The organism is Roseateles sp. Mitsp63 (assembly GCF_059491535.1).
Genome location: NZ_CP168509.1, coordinates 4036835 through 4054663, shown reverse-complemented (window position 1 = coordinate 4054663; position 17829 = coordinate 4036835). Strand labels below are relative to the sequence as shown.

15 protein-coding genes are annotated in these 17829 nt (G+C 69.5%); 5 read left to right on the top strand and 10 right to left on the bottom strand.

What is annotated here, in order from left to right:
• Positions 1-14: 14 nt before the first annotated feature.
• The 4 genes from ACEN96_RS17675 to trxA all read right to left on the bottom strand — a co-directional run bounded on the left by ACEN96_RS17675 (position 15) and on the right by trxA (position 4116).
• Positions 15-1664: a hypothetical protein gene (locus ACEN96_RS17675; protein ID WP_495584389.1), complete on the bottom strand. Its 1650-nt coding sequence runs from the start codon at positions 1662-1664 to the stop codon at positions 15-17.
• A gap of 222 nt (positions 1665-1886) precedes the next feature.
• Positions 1887-2150 carry a type B 50S ribosomal protein L31 gene (locus tag ACEN96_RS17670; protein WP_495584388.1) on the bottom strand — a complete coding sequence of 88 codons (264 nt, stop codon included), beginning with the start codon at positions 2148-2150 and terminating at the stop codon, positions 1887-1889.
• Between the two features lie 138 nt (positions 2151-2288).
• Positions 2289-3551, bottom strand: a complete 1263-nt coding sequence (rho, locus tag ACEN96_RS17665; protein WP_343642377.1) for a transcription termination factor Rho — start codon at positions 3549-3551, stop codon at positions 2289-2291.
• Between the two features lie 235 nt (positions 3552-3786).
• Positions 3787-4116: a thioredoxin TrxA gene (trxA, locus tag ACEN96_RS17660; protein ID WP_495584387.1), complete on the bottom strand. Its 330-nt coding sequence runs from the start codon at positions 4114-4116 to the stop codon at positions 3787-3789.
• Between the two features lie 323 nt (positions 4117-4439).
• Here trxA and ACEN96_RS17655 point away from each other — a divergent pair, with 323 nt between their 5' ends.
• Both ACEN96_RS17655 and ACEN96_RS17650 read left to right on the top strand, forming a co-directional pair.
• Positions 4440-7073, top strand: coding sequence for a PD-(D/E)XK nuclease family protein (locus tag ACEN96_RS17655; protein WP_495584386.1), 2634 nt, complete (start codon positions 4440-4442; stop codon positions 7071-7073).
• On the top strand, positions 7070-10477 hold the full coding sequence (locus ACEN96_RS17650; protein WP_495584385.1) for a UvrD-helicase domain-containing protein: 3408 nt from the start codon (positions 7070-7072) through the stop codon (positions 10475-10477). The genes ACEN96_RS17655 and ACEN96_RS17650 overlap by 4 nt, the downstream gene beginning before the upstream one ends.
• Positions 10478-10677: 200 nt before the next feature.
• On the opposite strand, the gene ACEN96_RS17645 is transcribed toward ACEN96_RS17650, so the two are convergent.
• A complete protein-coding gene (locus tag ACEN96_RS17645; protein WP_495584384.1) occupies positions 10678-11361 on the bottom strand; it encodes a hypothetical protein in 684 nt (227 codons plus the stop codon).
• A gap of 148 nt (positions 11362-11509) precedes the next feature.
• Between ACEN96_RS17645 and ACEN96_RS17640 the strand changes: the two genes are divergently transcribed.
• On the top strand, positions 11510-12202 hold the full coding sequence (locus ACEN96_RS17640; RefSeq protein WP_495584383.1) for a glutathione binding-like protein: 693 nt from the start codon (positions 11510-11512) through the stop codon (positions 12200-12202).
• A 26-nt stretch (positions 12203-12228) separates the two neighbouring features.
• Here ACEN96_RS17640 and ACEN96_RS17635 read toward each other — a convergent pair whose 3' ends face one another.
• Positions 12229-12456, bottom strand: a complete 228-nt coding sequence (locus tag ACEN96_RS17635) for a hypothetical protein (RefSeq protein ID WP_495584382.1) — start codon at positions 12454-12456, stop codon at positions 12229-12231.
• A gap of 54 nt (positions 12457-12510) precedes the next feature.
• A complete protein-coding gene (locus ACEN96_RS17630) occupies positions 12511-13347 on the bottom strand; it encodes a PEP-CTERM sorting domain-containing protein (protein WP_495584381.1) in 837 nt (278 codons plus the stop codon).
• Between the two features lie 388 nt (positions 13348-13735).
• On the opposite strand from ACEN96_RS17630, the gene ACEN96_RS17625 reads away from it, so the two are divergent.
• A complete protein-coding gene (locus ACEN96_RS17625) occupies positions 13736-13990 on the top strand; it encodes a hypothetical protein (protein ID WP_495584380.1) in 255 nt (84 codons plus the stop codon).
• Positions 13991-14021: 31 nt separating this feature from the next.
• Here the strand turns inward: ACEN96_RS17625 and ACEN96_RS17620 are convergent, their stop codons facing one another.
• On the bottom strand, positions 14022-15017 hold the full coding sequence (locus ACEN96_RS17620; protein ID WP_495584379.1) for a PA2778 family cysteine peptidase: 996 nt from the start codon (positions 15015-15017) through the stop codon (positions 14022-14024).
• Between the two features lie 8 nt (positions 15018-15025).
• Positions 15026-15451 (bottom strand): PA2779 family protein, encoded by a 426-nt coding sequence (locus ACEN96_RS17615; RefSeq protein WP_495584378.1) that lies wholly within the window; start codon positions 15449-15451, stop codon positions 15026-15028.
• A 239-nt stretch (positions 15452-15690) separates the two neighbouring features.
• On the opposite strand from ACEN96_RS17615, the gene ACEN96_RS17610 reads away from it, so the two are divergent.
• Positions 15691-16923 (top strand): hypothetical protein, encoded by a 1233-nt coding sequence (locus tag ACEN96_RS17610; protein ID WP_495584377.1) that lies wholly within the window; start codon positions 15691-15693, stop codon positions 16921-16923.
• A gap of 65 nt (positions 16924-16988) precedes the next feature.
• Here ACEN96_RS17610 and ACEN96_RS17605 read toward each other — a convergent pair whose 3' ends face one another.
• Positions 16989-17798 (bottom strand): hypothetical protein, encoded by an 810-nt coding sequence (locus ACEN96_RS17605; protein WP_495584376.1) that lies wholly within the window; start codon positions 17796-17798, stop codon positions 16989-16991.
• Positions 17799-17829: the final 31 nt, after the last annotated feature.

The following is a 17829-nucleotide window of genomic DNA, read 5'->3' as shown; positions in this document are numbered from 1 at the left end:
GCTGAGCCGGGCGCCTAGCGCTCCTTCTGCATCACCAGATAGGTCGCGAAGCGATCCGTCGGTCTGCGCACCACGCCCAGCACGCGCCAGCCATTCGGTGGCATCGGCGTGCTGTCGGCCTGCACGGAGATCGCGACCGAGCAGCTCGTGCTGCTCAGATCCCGCGTGGCATCGATGCGCCAACGGCCCTGGAACTCGAGCGCGGCGAGCGCGTGCGTCGGCAGCGTCGGCGCGGCGATGCAATTGAGGTCCTTCGGCAGATGGGCCCCGATGCGGTCCACCAGCGGCTTGTTGCTGCGCGCGTAGTTCAGTGGATGCAGGCCCAGCGTCATCGTCAGCAGCCAGGCGAGCGCGACGCCGCCTGCCGGCAGCGCGAGGCTCTTCCAGATCGCGTGGCGGTGGCGGGCGGTGCGCCAGCGGACCAGCCCCAGCCAGACGATGGTGCCCAGCAGCGCCAGCACGAAGGTCAGCAGACCGAATTCCGGCTCGTAGCCTTGCGCCAGCTTGCGGACGTTGGCCAGCAGCTTGGGCGGCCAGCCGAGCTGCAGCGCGGTGTAGTAGAGCCACAGGAAGATGGCGCCCGCGGTGAAGAAGAACACCGAGAACCAGTCGAGCAGGGCGCTTGCGCTGCGCTGGAAGGTCGGCAGCGCGAAGCTCGCCAGCACCGCCAGCGGCGGCAGCGCGAGCAGCAGGGCGCGGTCGTCGGCCCCCATCAGCAGGCTGGTGACGAGCGGCACCAGCGAGGCCAGCAGCGGCACGGCGATGTGGCGGCGCATCAGGTGCGCGCGCCAGCGCCAGAGCGACCATGCGGCCAGGGGCCAGACCGGCCAGCAGAACCAGCCCGTCAGCCGCAGCCAGTCGAGCAGGCTGCGCTCGCTGGCCCGCACCCGCCAGGCCCAGCCGTGCATGGGCCAGGCCACCAGCGCGGCCAGCACCATCGCGCCCAGGATCCAGGGCAGGAACTTGCGCGCGTCCTCATAGGTCGAGCGGTAGCTGAGCCACAGCGCGCCGACGGCCAGCGCCAGCGCGACGGCGGGCGCGCCGCTGGTGGCCAGGATCGGCAACGCGGCGAGCATCGCCGCCCGGGCCTTCCATTGCCGGAACGGCACGGCCGCGAGGCTGTAGACGAAGAGCGTGATGCCCAGCAGCTGGAGGATCTCCGGCGTGATCTCGTGGCCCAGGCGCAGCAGGCCCAGGCTGGCGATCAGCGCCAGCAGGCAGCCGTCGGCCATGGCGCGGGCGTAGTCGACCGCATGGGCCTCGCCGCCAAAGGCGAAGGCGACCGGCTGGGCGGCTTCGGTGCGGGCCAGGTGCAGGCAGCTGTACCAGGCCAGCGCGAGCACGGCGGCCAGCATCAGGCCGAAGGGGATGCGCGCGGCCACTGCGGGCTCGAGGAAGGGCAGCAGCTTGACGCCCAGTGCGCCCATCCAATAGGGGAGGAGGCCGCCATCGGCCGGCAGGCCGGCGATCGCCGGCTGCAGCCACGGGGCGTGGCCCTGCACGATGCTGGCGATGTAGCCGTAGGCGGTGAGGTCGGCATTGCGCCAGGGGTCGCGGCCGAAGAGGCCGGGCAGCACGTAGGCCGCGCACAGCAGCAGCAGGGCCCAGCGCGGGATGGGGTGGGTGCTGCGCTCGGCCACGACGGCCGGGGTGGGCAGATTCATGCGCGTCTGTCTCGTTGTCGTTGTGGGTGCCGGTGCGCATCATGCCGCAGCTTCGGTGAGGTCCGGACGACTCTCCTGGCAGGGCGCGGTAAAGGAGCGTCAAGCAGCGACAGGCAAGAGGCGGCGCGAATGGGGGCGGCATCTGGCGCGCCATGAAAAAAGGCAGCCGGTGAGGCTGCCTTCTTCGCGGGGACCGGATGCGGATCCGGTCCACTGGGCCGCTTAGGCCTTCTTGCGCAGGTTCGCAAACTTGTTGCGGAACTTCTCGACGCGGCCGCCCAGGCTGTCCACGCTCTTCTGCGTGCCGGTGTAGAACGGGTGCGATTCGCTGGAGGTTTCCAGCTTGACCAGCGGCAGTTCGCGACCGTCGTCCAGCTTGATCGATTCCTTGGTCACCACCGTCGAACGGATGACGAACTGGGCGCCGTTGGACTGGTCCACGAAGACCACGTCACGGTAGTTGGGGTGAATGCCTTCTTTGGCCATCTTGGAGTCCTCGCTGCAGTGCCGCCAGCCACACTGCCCCTTGCAGTGCACTTGTCGACAGCGGAAAAACGCGGAGTATAGCTGGAAATGAAGAAGCCGCCCAGTGGGCGGCTTCGTGAAGTCCGTGAGGGGTGGGGCTTACCCCCCGCGCCTCATCATGTCGAAGAAGTCATGGTTGTTCTTCGAGGACTTCATCTTGTCGAGGATGAACTCCATCGCCTCGATCTCGTCCATCGGGTAGAGCAGCTTGCGCAGGATCCAGGCCTTCTGGAGGATTTCCGGCTTGAGCAGCAGTTCCTCGCGGCGGGTGCCCGACTTGTTCAGCAGGATCGACGGATAGACGCGCTTCTCGGCCATGCGGCGATCCAGGTGGATTTCGCAGTTGCCGGTGCCCTTGAACTCTTCGTAGATCACCTCGTCCATCTTGGAGCCGGTGTCCACCAGCGCGGTGCCGATGATGGTCAGCGAGCCGCCTTCCTCGATATTGCGCGCGGCGCCGAAGAAGCGCTTGGGGCGCTGCAGCGCGTTGGCGTCCACGCCGCCGGTCAGCACCTTGCCGGAGCTGGGCAGCACGTTGTTGTAGGCGCGGGCCAGGCGGGTGATCGAGTCCAGCAGGATGATCACGTCCTTGCGCAGTTCCACCAGGCGCTTGGCGCGCTCGATCACCATCTCGGCGACCTGCACGTGGCGCGCGGCCGGCTCGTCGAAGGTGGAGCTGATGACCTCGCCGCGCACGGTGCGCTGCATCTCGGTCACTTCCTCGGGGCGCTCGTCGACGAGCAGCACCATCAGATGGGCGTCCGGATAGTTGGCCGCGATCGAGTGGGCCAGGTGCTGCATCATCATCGTCTTGCCCGACTTGGGCGGGGCGACGAGCAGTGCGCGCTGGCCTTTGCCCAGCGGCGCGATCAGGTCGATGATGCGGCTGGTGATGTTGTCCTCGCTGCGGATCTCGCGTTCAAGCTTGAACTGCTCCTTCGGGAAGAGCGGTGTCAAGTTCTCGAACATGATCTTGTGCTTGGATTCCTCCGGGGTCAGGTTGTTCACGCGGTCGACCTTGACCAGCGCGAAGTAGCGTTCCCCGTCCTTGGGGACGCGCACTTCGCCTTCGATCATGTCGCCGGTGTGGAGGTTGAAGCGGCGGATCTGGCTCGGCGACAGGTAGATGTCGTCCGTGGACGCCATGTAGCTGGTCTCGGGCGAGCGCAGGAAGCCGAAGCCGTCAGGCAGGACTTCGAGGACGCCGTCGCCGAAGACCTGCTCGCCGGCCTTGGCGCGCTTTTTCATGATCGCGAACATCAGCTCCTGCTTGCGCATGCGAGCGACGTTGTCGATCTCCAGTTCTTCGCCCATTTTGATCAGGGCGGAGACGTGAAGCGCCTTCAGTTCAGAAAGATGCATGGGGGGGTTGACCCGGTCTGTCGTCCAGGGCCTGCCAAGGCCAGGGACACAAACAACGGCGAGCCCAAGGGACGCGTGCCGCGTTGTAGCGGACCTGAGAGATGCGTGGAGTCTTGGGCGCCGAGTCCACGCGCTCACCCGGAACGATCGACGGCGTCCGAGGACGCCGCGGGGCCCGGGCGGGCGTGTTGGCAGTTGACCGCCGGGGCCGCTTGGGCCCTGACGGATCGGATGATTATAGGTGGGCGTCCAGGAACGACGTCAACTGGGCCTTCGACAGGGCGCCGACCTTGGTCGCCGCCAGCTGGCCGTCCTTGAACAGCATCAGCGTCGGAATGCCGCGGATGCCGAACTTCGCGGGCACTTCGCGGTTGTCGTCGACGTTGAGCTTGGCGATTTGCAGGCGGTCGCCGTAGTCCTTGGCCACTTCGTCCAGGATGGGGGCGATCATCTTGCAGGGGCCGCACCACTCGGCCCAGTAGTCCACCAGCACGGGCTTGTCGGACTTGATGACGTCGCTGTCGAACGAGGCGTCGGAGATGTGTTTGATCTGTTCGCTGCTCATGGAGATGGTCCTTGCGTGATGTCCCTGCCGGGCGGATGCCACGGACGGGCGGCCAGCCGGGCGACAATGTGTACCGCTTCGGGGGCCCCAGGGTTGCAGGGAATGATCATTCTCACACAAGCCCGGAAACCTCGGCCCGAGTAGGCGCTCGTCCCACATGAGGGGGCGCGGGGCGGAACTCAAGCCGTCCGGGGCCTCGCCGTCGCTATCGTCGCCATTGACCGCCGCCATTGACCGGATCTTCGGATCGACCCTCCGCCACCGCCTTGCCGATCACGCCGCCGCCCCCGATGCCTCCCGCCGCGCCGCCGGCGGATTTCCCGTTGTCGCCAGCCCACACCAGCGCCGCGATCTGGGATGGCGTGGCGCGCCGCGCCGCCGGCTGGCTGGAGGCGCGCGGCCTGCCGGCGCGCGACGCGGTGCTGCTGCTGCCGTTCGCGCAGCACCTGCAGCCGGCGCGGCTGGCCTGGATGAAGCTGTCGCGCTGGCAGCCGCGCATCGAGACGACGCGCAGCCTGGCCTCGGCGCTGGGCCCGAGCCCGCTGCCGCAGGCGCAGCAGATCACCGGCGATGCCGCCATCGACGCCCTGGCCGCGCGCGCGCTGCTGCGCGGGCAGAGCTGGGCCGAGGCGCTGCGCGAGCAGGATCCGCGCGCCCACCACGCGGCGGTGCTGCGGCTGGTCGAGTCGGCGCATGCGCTGGCGCGCGAGGCCGCGCTGCGCGACCCGGCGCGGCGCGCGGCGTTCTGGGAGGAGGGCCGGCAGGCGCTCGCCCAGCAGGGCGGCGTCGGCCATCTGGAGCGCGCGCTGCTGGCGGTCGCGCTCGAATGGGCGGCGGCTGACGGCCGCGCGCCGGCGACCGATGCGCTCTTCCAGCTGCGCCCGAGCGCCTGGCTCCATCTGCAATGCGGCGGGCCCGACGCGCTGGCGGACGCGCTGCTGGCCAGCGCCGAGGCCGCCGGCATTCCCTGCCTGCGCCTGAACGCCGACCTGCCGCTGGATGCGGCGTTCGAGGGCGGCGCGCCGGTGGGCCGGCTGGAGCAGGCCGTCTGCGACGACTTCGAGGACCTGGCCCAATGCAGCGCCGCGTCGGTGCTGGACCATCTGCAGGCAGGCCGCGCGCCGGTCGCGCTGATCGCGCAGGACCGCGTGCTGCTGCGGCGCGTGCGCGCGCTGCTGGAGCGGCAGGGCCTGGGCATCAAGGACGAGACCGGCTGGACGCTGGCCACGACCGCGCCGGCCGCGCAGCTGATGGCGATGCTGCGCGCGGCGCGGCGTGACGCGGGCGTGGACGACTGGCTCGCCTGGCTGAAGACGCCGCTGGCCGCGTCGCTGCGCGAGCGCGGCGGCAGCGCTTCGCTGAGCGCGCTGGAAGGCCATTGCCGCAAGCGCGGCTGGTCCTCGCCGCAGGCGGTGCGCGCCGAGCGGCTGCCGCCGGGCAGCGCGCGCCTGTGGGAGGCCGCCCGCGAGGCGCTGGCGCCGCTGCAGCAGCGCGGCGTGCAATCGCTCGAGGACTGGATCGCGGCGCTGCTGCAGACGCTGCAGCAGCTCGGCGCCGACGAGCAGCTCAAGCGCCAGCCCGCCGGCGGACCGCAAGTGCTGGAGGCGCTCTGGCTGAGCAAGACGCCATGGCCCGGCTCGGGGCATGAAGCGGTGCTCAAGGACGCGCAACTGAGCGCCTCCGAGTTCGTCGACTGGGTCTCGCAGACGCTGGAGGCTGGCGAGTACAAGCCGCCGCTCGAAGGCGGCCTGCAGATCATGATCACGCCGCTGGCGCGGACGATGCTGCGCCCGTTCGGCGCGATCGTGCTGCCGGGCGCGGATGCCGCCACGCTCGGTCCGGTGCCGCCCGGGCCGGCGCTGATCGGCGACGCGCTGGCGCGCCAGCTCGGCCTGCCGACCGTCGAGGACAAGCGCCAGGCGCTGGCCTGGCAATTCGCGCAGCTGCTGCGTGCGCCGGCGGTGACGCTGCTGCGCCGTGGCCACCTCGGCAGCGAGCCGCTGGCGGCCAGCCCGCTGTTGGACCGGCTCGAACTCGCGCTGCAGGCGGCCGGGCACGCGCTGCCGCACTGGCGAGATCCGCGGCTGGAGACGGCCTTGACCGCAGGCCATGCCGCGCGCGCCGCCGCGCGTGCCGGAGGCCGGCTGCCCGCGGCGCTGAGCGCCAGCGCGGTCGAGTCGCTGCGCCAGTGCCCCTACCAGTTCTTCGCCCGCGTGCTGCTGGGGTTGCGCGAGGCCAGTGAGCTCGATGTCCAGGCCGACAAGCGCGACTACGGCACCTGGCTGCACGCCGTGCTGCACCAGTTCCATACCGAGCGCGCGCAGGGGCTGGACCCGGTGCTCGACGACGCGGCGCGGTTGCAGCGCGCGGCGCAGGATCAGATGCGCGAGCTGGGGCTGGCGCCCGCGGAGTTCCTGCCGTACTCGGCCAGCTTCGCGCGCTTCCTGCCGGCGTATCTGGAGTGGCTCGCGGGGCGTGAGGCCGAGGGGCAGCGCTTCGAGCGCGGCGAGGTCGATCGCCGCGTGCGTCCGTGGGAGGGGATCGAGCCGGCGCTCGAGGACCTCGCGCTGCTCGGACGCATCGACCGCGTCGACGCGCTTCCCGATGGGCGGCTGCTCGTCGACTACAAGACCGGCAGCGTCAAGGGCTTGAAGGACAAGGTCGCGAATCCGCTCGAGGACACGCAGCTCAGCGTTTACGCGGTGCTCATGGGGTCGGACTCTCCCGCGCCGCTCCGCGCGCAATACCTGGCCCTGGACGATTCGAAGGGCATCACCGCGATCGAGCATGACGGCGTCGCCACCACCGCGGCCGTGATGCTGGACGGCCTGCGCGGCGACCTGCTGGCCATCCACGCCGGCGAGCCGCTGCCCGCGCTGGGCGAGGGCGTCGCCTGCGCCTACTGCGAGATGCGCGGCCTGTGCCGCCGCGACGATTGGGAAGGGGCCGCGCCATGACCGCGCCGGCGATCGCCGCCTACACGCTCGATGGCGCCCCGGTGGCGCGCGAGCGCTTCTACGCGCTGGCCTGCGATCCGGCGCGCAGCGTCGTCGTCGAGGCCTGCGCGGGCGCGGGCAAGACCTGGATGCTGGTGTCGCGCATCCTGCGCGCGCTGCTGGACGGCGCGCGGCCGCAGGACATCGTCGCGATCACCTTCACGCGCAAGGCGGCCGGCGAGATGCGCGCCCGCCTGAACGAGTGGCTGCACGAGTTCGCCCACTGCGACGACGCCGGCCGCGTGCTCGCACTGCGTCAGCGCGGGCTGCCCGAGGACGAGGCCCGGGCCCTCGCGCCGCGGCTGGCGACGCTGCAGCAGCGGCTGCTGCAGGACGCCCGGCCGGTGGAGATCCGCACCTTCCACGCCTGGTTCTCGCAGCTGCTGCGCGCCGCGCCGCTGGAGCTGCTGCGCGCGCAGGGGCTCTCGCCGGAGCTGCAGCTGCTCGAGGACGAGAGCGACCTCATGCCCGAGCTCTGGCAGCGATTCCACACGGCGGTGCTGGCGGACGACGCGCTGCTGACCGTGTACCGCGAGCTGAGCCTCATCCACGGCCGCAACAAGCTGATCGGCTGGCTGGAGTCGGCCTTCGACAAGCGTGTCGAGCTGCGGCTGGCGCATCAGCAGGGACGGCTGCTCGAGAGCATGCCGGCCGCGGCGGAGGTGGTGCCGGAATTCGCGGGCTTCGCTTCGCCGCTGGATGCCTTCGCCGCGATGCGCGCCGGCCTGCAGGCGCTCGCCATCGAGCTGGGCCAGGGGAAGAACAAGACGCAGAAGGCCGCTGCCGTGGCGATCGAGACGGCGCTGACCACCTTCGGCCCTGGCTCCGACGCCGACGCCGATGCCGACGCGCTGGCCGCCGTGCGCGCGGAGCTCTTCACGCAGAAGGGCACGCTCGTGAAGGCGCTGGGCGATTCGCCGCTGCTGACGCAGCTCGGCGATCAGCTGAGCCGTCTGCAGCAGGCGCTCGACCAGGACCGCGCGCGCGCCTGGCATCAGCAGATGTGCGCGCTGGCGCTGACCTTGCTCGACGAATTCGAGCGCCTCAAGCGCGAGCGCGGCTTCGTCGACATGAACGACCTCGAGCGCGGCGCGCTGGCGCTGCTCGGCGACGCGGACCTGTCGGGCTGGGTGCAGGAGCGGCTCGACAGCCAGGTCCGCCATCTGCTGATCGACGAGTTCCAGGACACCAGCCCGCTGCAATGGCACGCGCTGTATGCCTGGCTGTCGGGCTACGTCGGCGCGGGCGGCGGCGCGAGCGGCCAGCGTCCGCCGTCGGTCTTCATCGTCGGCGACCCCAAGCAGAGCATCTACCGCTTCCGCCGCGCCGAGCCGCGCGTCTTCGCCGCGGCCCGCGACTTCGTGCGCGAGGGGCTCGATGGCGTGCTGCTCGCCTGCGATCACACGCGGCGCAATTCGGCGCCGGTGCTGGCGGCGGTGAATGCGGTCTTTGAATCGGCGAGCCTGGCGCAGCAGTACAGCGGCTTCCGCGCGCACACGACCGAGGCGGGCGATGGGGACGCGCTGGATGGTGTGTTCTTCATCGCCGGCGATCAAGGCGGCGATGACGATGAAGAGGCCGCCGCCGAGGGATCCGGGCGCGACCCCGAGGCATGGCGTCCGAGCCTCACCGAGTCGCGCCGCGAGCCCGAGTTGCATCGGCGCGAGGCGGAGGCCGGGCGCATCGCCGCCTGCATCGCCGAGTTGCTGGCCACGGGCGCGACGCAGCCCGGCGAGATCTTCGTGCTGGCGCGCAAGCGCGAGGGACTGCGCGTGCTGGCGCAGGAGTTGAAGGCGCGCGGCATCGCGCATGCCGCGCCCGAGGACATGGCGCTGCTGGATGCGCCCGACGTGCGGGATCTGCTCGCGTTGCTCGATGCCATCGCGTCGAGCGGGCATCAGCTCTCGCTGGCGCATGCGCTGCGCAGCCCGCTGTTCGGCGCGAGCGAGGCGGACCTGCTGTGGCTGGCCGAGCAATCGCGCTCGGTGAAATGGCTGGGCCGGGAGATCCTGGCCGAGGATCAGAAGGATGTCGTCGCGCTGAGCTGGTGGGAGACCCTGCTCCAGGCCTCGCCGGATGATCTCGGCGAGCCGTTGCGCCGCGCCCGGGAGCTGCTGTCGCGCTGGGCCTCGATCGCGGTGCTGCGCAGTCCGCATGACCTGCTCGATGCGATCGTGCATGAAGGCGATCTGATGGCGCGGCTGGCGGCCGCGGTGCCCGCCAGCGAGCGCCGCGCGCGCCTGCATGCGGTGGAGGCGCTGCTCGCGCTGGCGCTGGAGCTGGATGGCGGGCGCTACGCCGGCCTCTATGGCTTCGTCCGCGCGCTCAAGAGCCGCGCGCTGAAGCTCGCCGCGCCGGCCGAGCCGGACGCGGTGCAGCTGCTGACCGTGCACGGCGCGAAGGGGCTCGAGGCCAAGGTCGTGATCCTGATGGACGCGGAGGCGGGGCCGGCGCGCTCGGAGAGCATGGCGCTCGCGATTGAATGGCCGGTGCAGGAGGCGGTGCCGCGCACGGTGGCGTTCATCGTGTCGGAGGCCAAGCCGCCGCCGTCGCTGCAGGCGCTGCTCGATGACGAGAAGGACCAGCGCCAGCGCGAGGAGCTCAATGCGCTGTATGTCGCGATGACGCGCGCGCGGCATCGGCTGCTGCTGAGCCGCACGCCCGCGAAGCGGCAGGCGGCGACGGCGAGCTGGTGGACCCGGGTGCAGCCGTACGCCCAGGCGCTGGCGGTGCCGGAGGCCGGCGCCGGCAGCGGGCCGCGGGATGACGAGCCGGTGCGGCTGAAGGTCCTGCCGCGTGTCGAGCCATTGCCGGCCGAGGCTTCGGACGCGGGGGACGCGGTGGGCCAGAGCCCCGACGAAGTGGACGAGAGCGCGGCGCTCGGCGAGGCGCTGCATCGCGTGCTCGAGTGGCACAGCGGACCGCAGGGCGGGGCGCATGCGCTGGAACGGCTGATGGCCGCGGCGGCGCAGATGTACGGGCTCGATGCGCGCCGGGATGAGCGGCTGCAGCGCAGCGTCAAGGCGATCCTCGGAAGCGGCGAGTGCGCACCGTTCTTCGAGGCCGAGGCGCTCGACTGGAGCGGCAACGAGGTGCCGCTCAGCTGGCATGGCCATGACATGCGGCTGGATCGGCTGGTCAGCCGGCTCGATGCGAGCGGCGTGCGCACGTGGTGGGTGCTCGACTACAAGCTGAATCCCGCGCCGCAGCGCAACCCGGAGTACCTGCAGCAGCTGTGGCGCTATCGCGAAGCGGTGATGGCGCTGCAGCCCGGCGAGCCGGTGCGCTGCGCGTTCATCACGGGGCAGGGGCGCCTGATCGATTGCACCGAGGCGGTGGCCGGTTCAGCCGACCTATTCGCCTGACGTTGCTGGCAGCACGAACTCCCTCTCCCCGCTGGGGCGAGGGTGTAAGAAGGGGCGGGCGCTGCCGGCAAGAACTCCCTCGCCCCCCGCGAGGGGGGAGAGGGCAGGGGAGAGGGGGTGCTTCGAAGGGCAGCAGCGCTGTGGCACGAGCCCCCTCTCCCCTCCCTCTCCCCGCTGGGGCGAGGGTGTAGGCCCGCCCGTCAAGCCGGCGCGTTGTAGTCCCCTTCGGAGGGCCGGCTGTGCCAGGCCACCGATGTCGTCGTCGGCCACGGCCCGCCGTCGCCCAGCCGCTGATGCACCGCCTGCGCGCTCGTCGACGCGGCGTCCAGCACCTGCGTCAACGCCTGCACCTCCGCCAGCGCCGGCTCCGCCATCGCCGTGCGCAGGTACACATTCCCTCTCAAGCTCAGCAGCACGAACGGCCGCCCCTCGATCAGCACATCCTGCGTCGCCTGCGCCAGCCGGTCGGATAGCTCCTTGTCGAGCCAGGCCATGATCAGCTCGCGGTTGATCCCCACCGCGCCGAATCTCTGCCGCACGAGCTTGGACTCGATCTGCGACTGCTTGGGGAACATCACCAGCCAGCGCATCTCCTCCGGCGTGTCCGTGTCCACCCGCGTGCGCAGCGTGTCGGTGTAGGCCTCGAACACGTTGCTCTCCAGACGCTCCATCAGCTTGCGCTCGATGACCATCATCTGCATGTCGGGATTGATCTTGAGCTCGCAGCGCATGCGCAGCTCGAAGCCCTCGATGTAGCTGCGCTGCGAGGGGCCCCACTCGATGCGGGTCAGGCCGGGCAGCGTGCGGGGCAGGTCGATGACGAAGCCGCGCCCGTCACGGGCGTGGCGCAGCTGGCCGCCGCGTTCCGCGGCCCAGTCGCTCAAGGGGCGCCACCGCGCCGCGTTGGCGCGGGCGGCAAACCACTGTTTGATTTGTTTGATTACCATGAGGCGGGACGGTGCGCGCGTGGCCAAGGGTCCGTGCATTGACGTGTCGACGACCGGGGCCTCGCGCTCCTACGGAGATCGCAGAATGATCGAAGTGTATTCATGGCCCACGCCCAATGGCCACAAGGTCCACATCATGCTGGAGGAATGCCGCCTGCCTTACCGGGTGATTCCCGTGGACATCGGCAACGGCGACCAGTTCGACGCGAGGTTCCTCGCGATCAGCCCCAACAACAAGATCCCCGCCATCGTCGATCCCGACGGGCCGGACGGCCAGCCGATGGCGCTGTTCGAGTCGGGCGCGATCCTGCTCTACCTGGCCGGCAAGACCGGCCGCTTCCTGCCGGAGGACACGCGCGGACGCTACGAGGCGCTGCAGTGGCTGATGTTCCAGATGGGCGGCGTGGGGCCGATGCTGGGGCAGGCGCACCACTTCCGCATCTACGCGCCGGAGAAGCTGCCCTACGCCATCGACCGCTACACCAACGAGGCCAAGCGGCTGTATGGCGTCATCGACAAGCGGCTGGCGCACAGCCGCTACATCGCGGGCGGCGAGTACGGCATCGCCGACATCGCGATCTTCCCGTGGCTGCGCAGCTGGAAGAACCAGGGCGTGGAGCTCGCGGACTACCCGCACCTGAAGGGCTGGTTCGACGAGATCGCGGCGCGGCCGGCGGTGCAGCGCGGCGTCGAGGTGCTGGCCGACCGGCGCCGGCCGCTGGTCGATGACAAGGCCCGCGAGCAGCTGTTCGGCGCGACCCAGTACAAGCGGCACTGAGGTCCCGGCGCGCGCGGGGCGCGGGGTCAGATCTTGCCCAGGCGCGCGCGGTCGCCGAGCTCGGTGAGCCAGCGCCGGCCGTCCTCGCGGATGCCCGTCGCCAGGCCCTTGTCCTGCAGGCGCTGCTGCAGTTCCTCGCTGACCGGCATGCCGCCGGGCGATTGCGGGATGAAGTAGAGCGCGGCGCGCTCCTCGGGCGTGATCACCAGATCGGCGGGCGGGACGGGGAAGCTGAAGGTCGGCGGCGTGGACATGCGCCGCAGTATCCCTCAGGCCCTGGCCCGCATCGGGGGGGGGCGAAGGCGCGCTCAGGCCCGGCGCGCGCGGCGCCGGGCGGCCAGGCCCGCGGCCACCGCCGCGATGCCCAGCAGCGCGAGCGAATCCGGCTCCGGCAGCTCGCCGGCCGCGAAGGCCAGCGTGTTGGCCATCAGCAGCGCGCCGTCGCTGGAAGTCCTCCACAGGTCGGCGCGGATGTCGCTGGACTCGGGGAACAGGTTGAGGCTGGCGACCATGCCGTTGTGGTCATCGCGATAGCCCAGCAGCGCGCGGCCGTTGGTCCAGGAGGCGACGACGGTGGCGCCGGCCTTGGGCGTCAGCTTGAAGCACAGCGCCGACGCGCCGCCATCGAAGCTGTCCACGCCGCGCAGCATCGGGCTGCCGGCGACCGAGATCGCGCCCAGGCCGCCGCAGCTGGCCTGGCGGTTGTCGATGTCGAAGACGTCGTAGTTGCCGGTCACGAAACGGCCGTTGAGACCGCCGAAGGGAATGGTCGCGTTCGACAGGCCGGCCTCGACCACGCCGCCGCCGGCATCGACGTAATCCGCCAGCACGTTGCCCAGCTCGATCGCGTTGGCGAAGCCGCCGATCGCCGGGTTGTTCTTGATGTTGGTGTCGGAGAACACGAGCACCGCGTCATAGGCCGTGAGCATGGCCAGCGTCGGCGTGCCGGTGTGGACGTTGAAGACGTCGACCACGCCGCTGAGCACGCCGGCGCCGGCGATCTTGGACTGCACGTCGGCCAGGCCGCCGCCCAGCGCCGGCGCGCCGAGGATCAGCACCGAAGCCTGCGCGGCGGCGCCCGCGGCGCACAGCGCGGCGGCGGCCAGCACGGACCGGAGGCGGGGAAGGAGGGGCGAGCGGGTCATCGTGGTTCTCTCTCTCGTGGCAGTCGTTCTTGTGGTCGTTCCCTGGGGGCGGGAGGCCGGGAAACCGGTCCGGGCAAGCAACATCCAAGCCACCGGCGGGGATTCCCTGCGGCCTCAAGCACTTGCCGGGGATGTCCCCGGAGAATGGGTCAGCCGGTGTAATGAATCCCGACACTTCCGGCGTGGAAGTTGCTTCGCGCATCGCCCGTGCAGGCGTGTGGCGGACCGCCATGTAATGCGGGGGTAAAAGATCGTCGGCCTGCGTGGCGCGGGGCGACGCTTGGAGGGAAACTTGCCCAGGCGTGCTGGCGTTTCCTGCTTGCACGGGAACGCGACACTTGATTAACGGGCCATCACGGGCTTTCGCGCCCCGCAAGGAGATGCCTTCATGTCAGCCAAGCCGGACCAGACCGATGCCGTGGGCGGCGTCGAGAGTCACAACGGACGATGGTTCGTCCGCGAAGTCGTGGGCGAGGGACCCTTTCGAGCGCGCTACCTGGTGATCGCGGCGCATCCGGCGCCCGGCGGAGCGCCCGTGCTCGACGGCTACTGGCACGAGCTGGAGCGCAGCTTCGATTCGTGGAGCTATGCGGCCGACGCGGCGCTGGAGGCCGCGCAGCGGGCGATCGACTTCAGACCCTGATCCAGACCCTGGCGCGGCGCGCGCGCCGGTCTCACATGCCGACGCCGATCTTCTTCTGCAGCGCCTTGTACTGGTCCAGCCGCGGGCCGCCGAGCGCGACCGCGCGCTCGATCGCCAGCGAGGCCTTGTAGCGCAGGCCCTGCTCGTAGAGCACCTGCGCGAGGTTGTTCCAGCCCTCGGGAATGTCGGGCCGCACGTCGGTCAGCCGCGCATAGGCCTTGGCGGCGGCGCGGCGGTCCTTGGCGGCATAGGCCGTGTTGCCGGCGCCCAGCAGCAGCACCGGCTCGCCGGGCCAGCGCGCGAGCGCGGCGGTGTAGCCCTTGCGCGCCGCATTGCCGTCCAGGCGTTCGAGCGCGGCCAGCGCCGCGCCGGTCTGCGCGCCATCCAAGGAGGCCGGCAGCTGATCCGGCGGCAGCGTCGTCATCGCCCAGTAGTCGCCGCGCGCCCAGGTGCGCTCGAAGACGGGCAGCTCCATCTCCTGCCGAGCCGTCTTGCCGCTGTGCAGCAGGATGGTGCGGCGCTCCTTGTCGTAGCCGACCGCGACCGCGTAATGCCACACCGGCGCGATGTCCAGCGACAGATTCTGGAACACGATCACCGGATGGCCGGCGGCGACCTCGGTCAGCAGCGCATCCAGCCGCGGCGGCACGACGTAGGCCGGCAGGCCCTGGCGGCGCACGGCCACCAGCATCTCCGCCTGCAGCGAGCCCTTGCGGCCGGGCAGGAAGACCTGCGGCTTGAGCTGCTCGATGGTGGCGGGCTTGCCGGCGGTGCGCAGCAGCATCGCCAGCGCGGCGGGGCCGCATTCGTAGTCGTCCTGCGCGACGAAAGGCGTCTGCGCCGACAGGTCGATGCGCGCCGGCAGGTCGGCCGGCCACTGCTTCTCGAGCGCGCTCAGCTGCGGCGGCGTGCTGGCGCAGCCGCCCAGCAGCAGCGCGGCGGCCAGCATCGGCGCGGCCAGACCGGCCAGGCCGGAAAGCCGCGCCGCGCGCGAGGAACGCGGGGAGGGCGTGTCGACGGCGCGCATGGCGGACCTCAGCGGATCGAGCGCGTGAAGGGGAAGACCTTGGTGAAGCCCAGGATGTCGGTGATCAGCAGGATCACGAACACGGTGAAGATGATGCCCAGCACGTCGCCGCCGGCCGGCGCGTCGGCGATGCGGCCGTCCAGCGAGCGGATCTCGTCATCGGACATCGCGTCCACGCGCGATTGCGCGGCGCTCGGATCGACGCCTTCCTTGACCATGGCCTGACGCACGTCCTCGCGGGCGAAGAAGGCGTTGACGCGGGCGCGGCTGTCGGCCACGGAGCCGGCCGGCGCGGCCGGCTGGACCAGCGCGTCGGTGGGCACGACCTGGGCGAAGGCGTGCATCGGCAGCGCCATCAGCGAGCACGACACGATCAGCGTCGAGGCGATCGCGCGCTTGGCCAGCGAGGGGCGGGAGGTCTGTTTCTGGTTCATGGGAGGACCTTGAAAGGGGTGGATGCCCTGAAATCGTAGGTCCGTCCGCGGTGTTGTTACAAGTTCGATTACCGAGCGTCACATTCGATGCAACTTCTCAGACCGGGTTTTCGTGGCACGTGCTGATCCGGGAAGGGCGCGATTTGCTGGTGACAAGTCTCTTGAAACCTGTTGACTCGGGTCGTTCACTAGGTCGGATCAATTTGATCGACTTTCGAGTCACCAAAGGGGTTTGAATCATGAGAATCGGTGGTGCGTCTGCGCACGATTGGAATCACGAGGCCGCCATTAGCGAGGACAGTCAAGCCATCGAGCCGATAACCAGCCGTGATGATGACGCCGCCGGCCTGCAATTGTGCAAACTGGGCCGGAATGATGCGTGCAAGGTACTGGCTGATTCACTGTCCAGGAAGAGGTTTGCGAGCGGTATGCAGGCCAAGGTTTACCGGATTCCGGACTACCAGGATCTCCTGCTTCGAGTGCCTCGCAGGTTTCCCGAAACAAGCGAGGAGATGCTTGGACGAGGTCAGGTGGTTCTGGCTCCCATCGACTGGCCGGCCAGGATGCGTCAAAACCGCTGCTTGGGCATTGCGCTTGCGAGCGTGGAAACATCGCCTGGGCCCGATGCTGGCCAGGACGGGGTTATGCATCGGCCGTTGAGCGAATTAAGTATGCTGCTGCTTCGGAAGGTCAGCGGAAGCCGTCCGGCGGACAGCTATTGGGATGCGATGAAGCGCCTCGACAAGGTGATGAATAACACCGTTGCTTGCTCTACGCTCAGCCAACTTGTCAAATTTAACTCACGGCAGTGCGATGAGGAATCGGGTCTAAAGGCCGCTCGCTATTTCCTGGAAAAATTGAGCTCCGGTGAGCCGTTTCGGATCGGAAAAGAGGAGGCGGCCGAGCATGGCTTTCAGTTACCCGGCTTCAAGGTCGAAATGAATGAATATGGTCCCGTTCCGCGCAGGCCGGATTTAAATCACGGGAAGGATTTTCATGAGAAATATCTTGAATTTTCGCGCGCCTACTCGAAGCGATTGAAGGGTATCTCGGAAATGCCGCAGAAGGCTTTCGATGACGCGATTTTTCTGATCGCTGAAATGAATGATTGCTACCATATCGATCTGGATTTTTTTGGACGAAATATATTGATCGATCAGGAGGCGGGCAGCTTTGGGTTTGTTGATGTATTTCCGACGGCCGGCAGCCCTGTTGTGGCGAAGGGAATGGACCGGGAGACGCCGCCCTTTGCCAGTTCAAACGCCTTGGCAATACATTTTGGTGCGCATCTGTTTGGCGTCGACAGTTGCTCGAGGATCATCGGTGACCCTCATCGGCTGATTTATCGTGAGCCGGACCTTGCGCGCATGCGGCGGAGTACTGAGCTCCTCCTGGCAAAGCTGGAGAAGGCGGCTCCGGGGCTTGGCCAAAAGGTTCGGGATGAGGTTTTCCATTACTGGAAAGCGCGTTGAAATTTTTCGCTCAATGGAGTCACTAGCCCGCTTTCGAGCATCGAGACGCTTCAGCGCAGGCCTTCTCAACGCTCGCAGCGCTGACCGCTGGCGCTGCGCAGGATCCAGCGATCGCCCTTGCGGGTGAGCTGCGCCAGCGACGCGAGCGTCCCGATCGCGCAGGTCGAGGGATCGACCTCGGCGAACTGTTCCAGCTCCACCGTGTCCGCGTCGCGCCAGCGCATGAAGCGGAAGCTGATCGGCGGCTGATCCGGCGTGGGCTGGAACTTGTAGCGCTCGACGAGCTTGCCGTCGCTCAGGCTCCAGATCACGACGCCGTTGAACTCCACCCCCGGCGACGCGTGGGTCACCACCAGATGGCGGCCGTCCGGCGAGGGATGGACATTGCCATGCATCTCGTAGCGCGTGCCGTCGGCGCGCGAGATCCACAGCAGCTCGTCGCCAAAGGCCAGCGTCACGCGGACCACGTAGAACTCGCGGTCCGGCGACAGGCCGTCGAGGCGGTAGTCGACATACGGCACGGTCGGATCGGCGGGGTCGGGCCGCAGGCTGTCCAGCATCACCGGACGGCCCTTGGCCACCGGCAGCATCAGGCGCAGGCCGGTGCGGCGGACCTGCAGTCCGAGGCGGCGCAGCAATTGGGCTTCGGCGTCGGCGCGGAAGGCCTCGTCGGAGCCTTCCTCGGGAGCCGCACTGGCCGGCGCGCTCGCCGAGGAGTCCGGGAACAGCGCGCCGTGCGGCGCGATGCCGATGCTCGGCGCGGTCTTGGGAGGCGGGGCCGCCTGGACGGCGAGGCTCGCGGCGAGCAGGGTCAGTGCAGAGAGCGTGGACAGCGGCGTGGACAGCGCGGCGCGAGCGGGGACGGAGACAGGCATCGGACAGGCGGGCGGAGGCCGACGTGGTCGG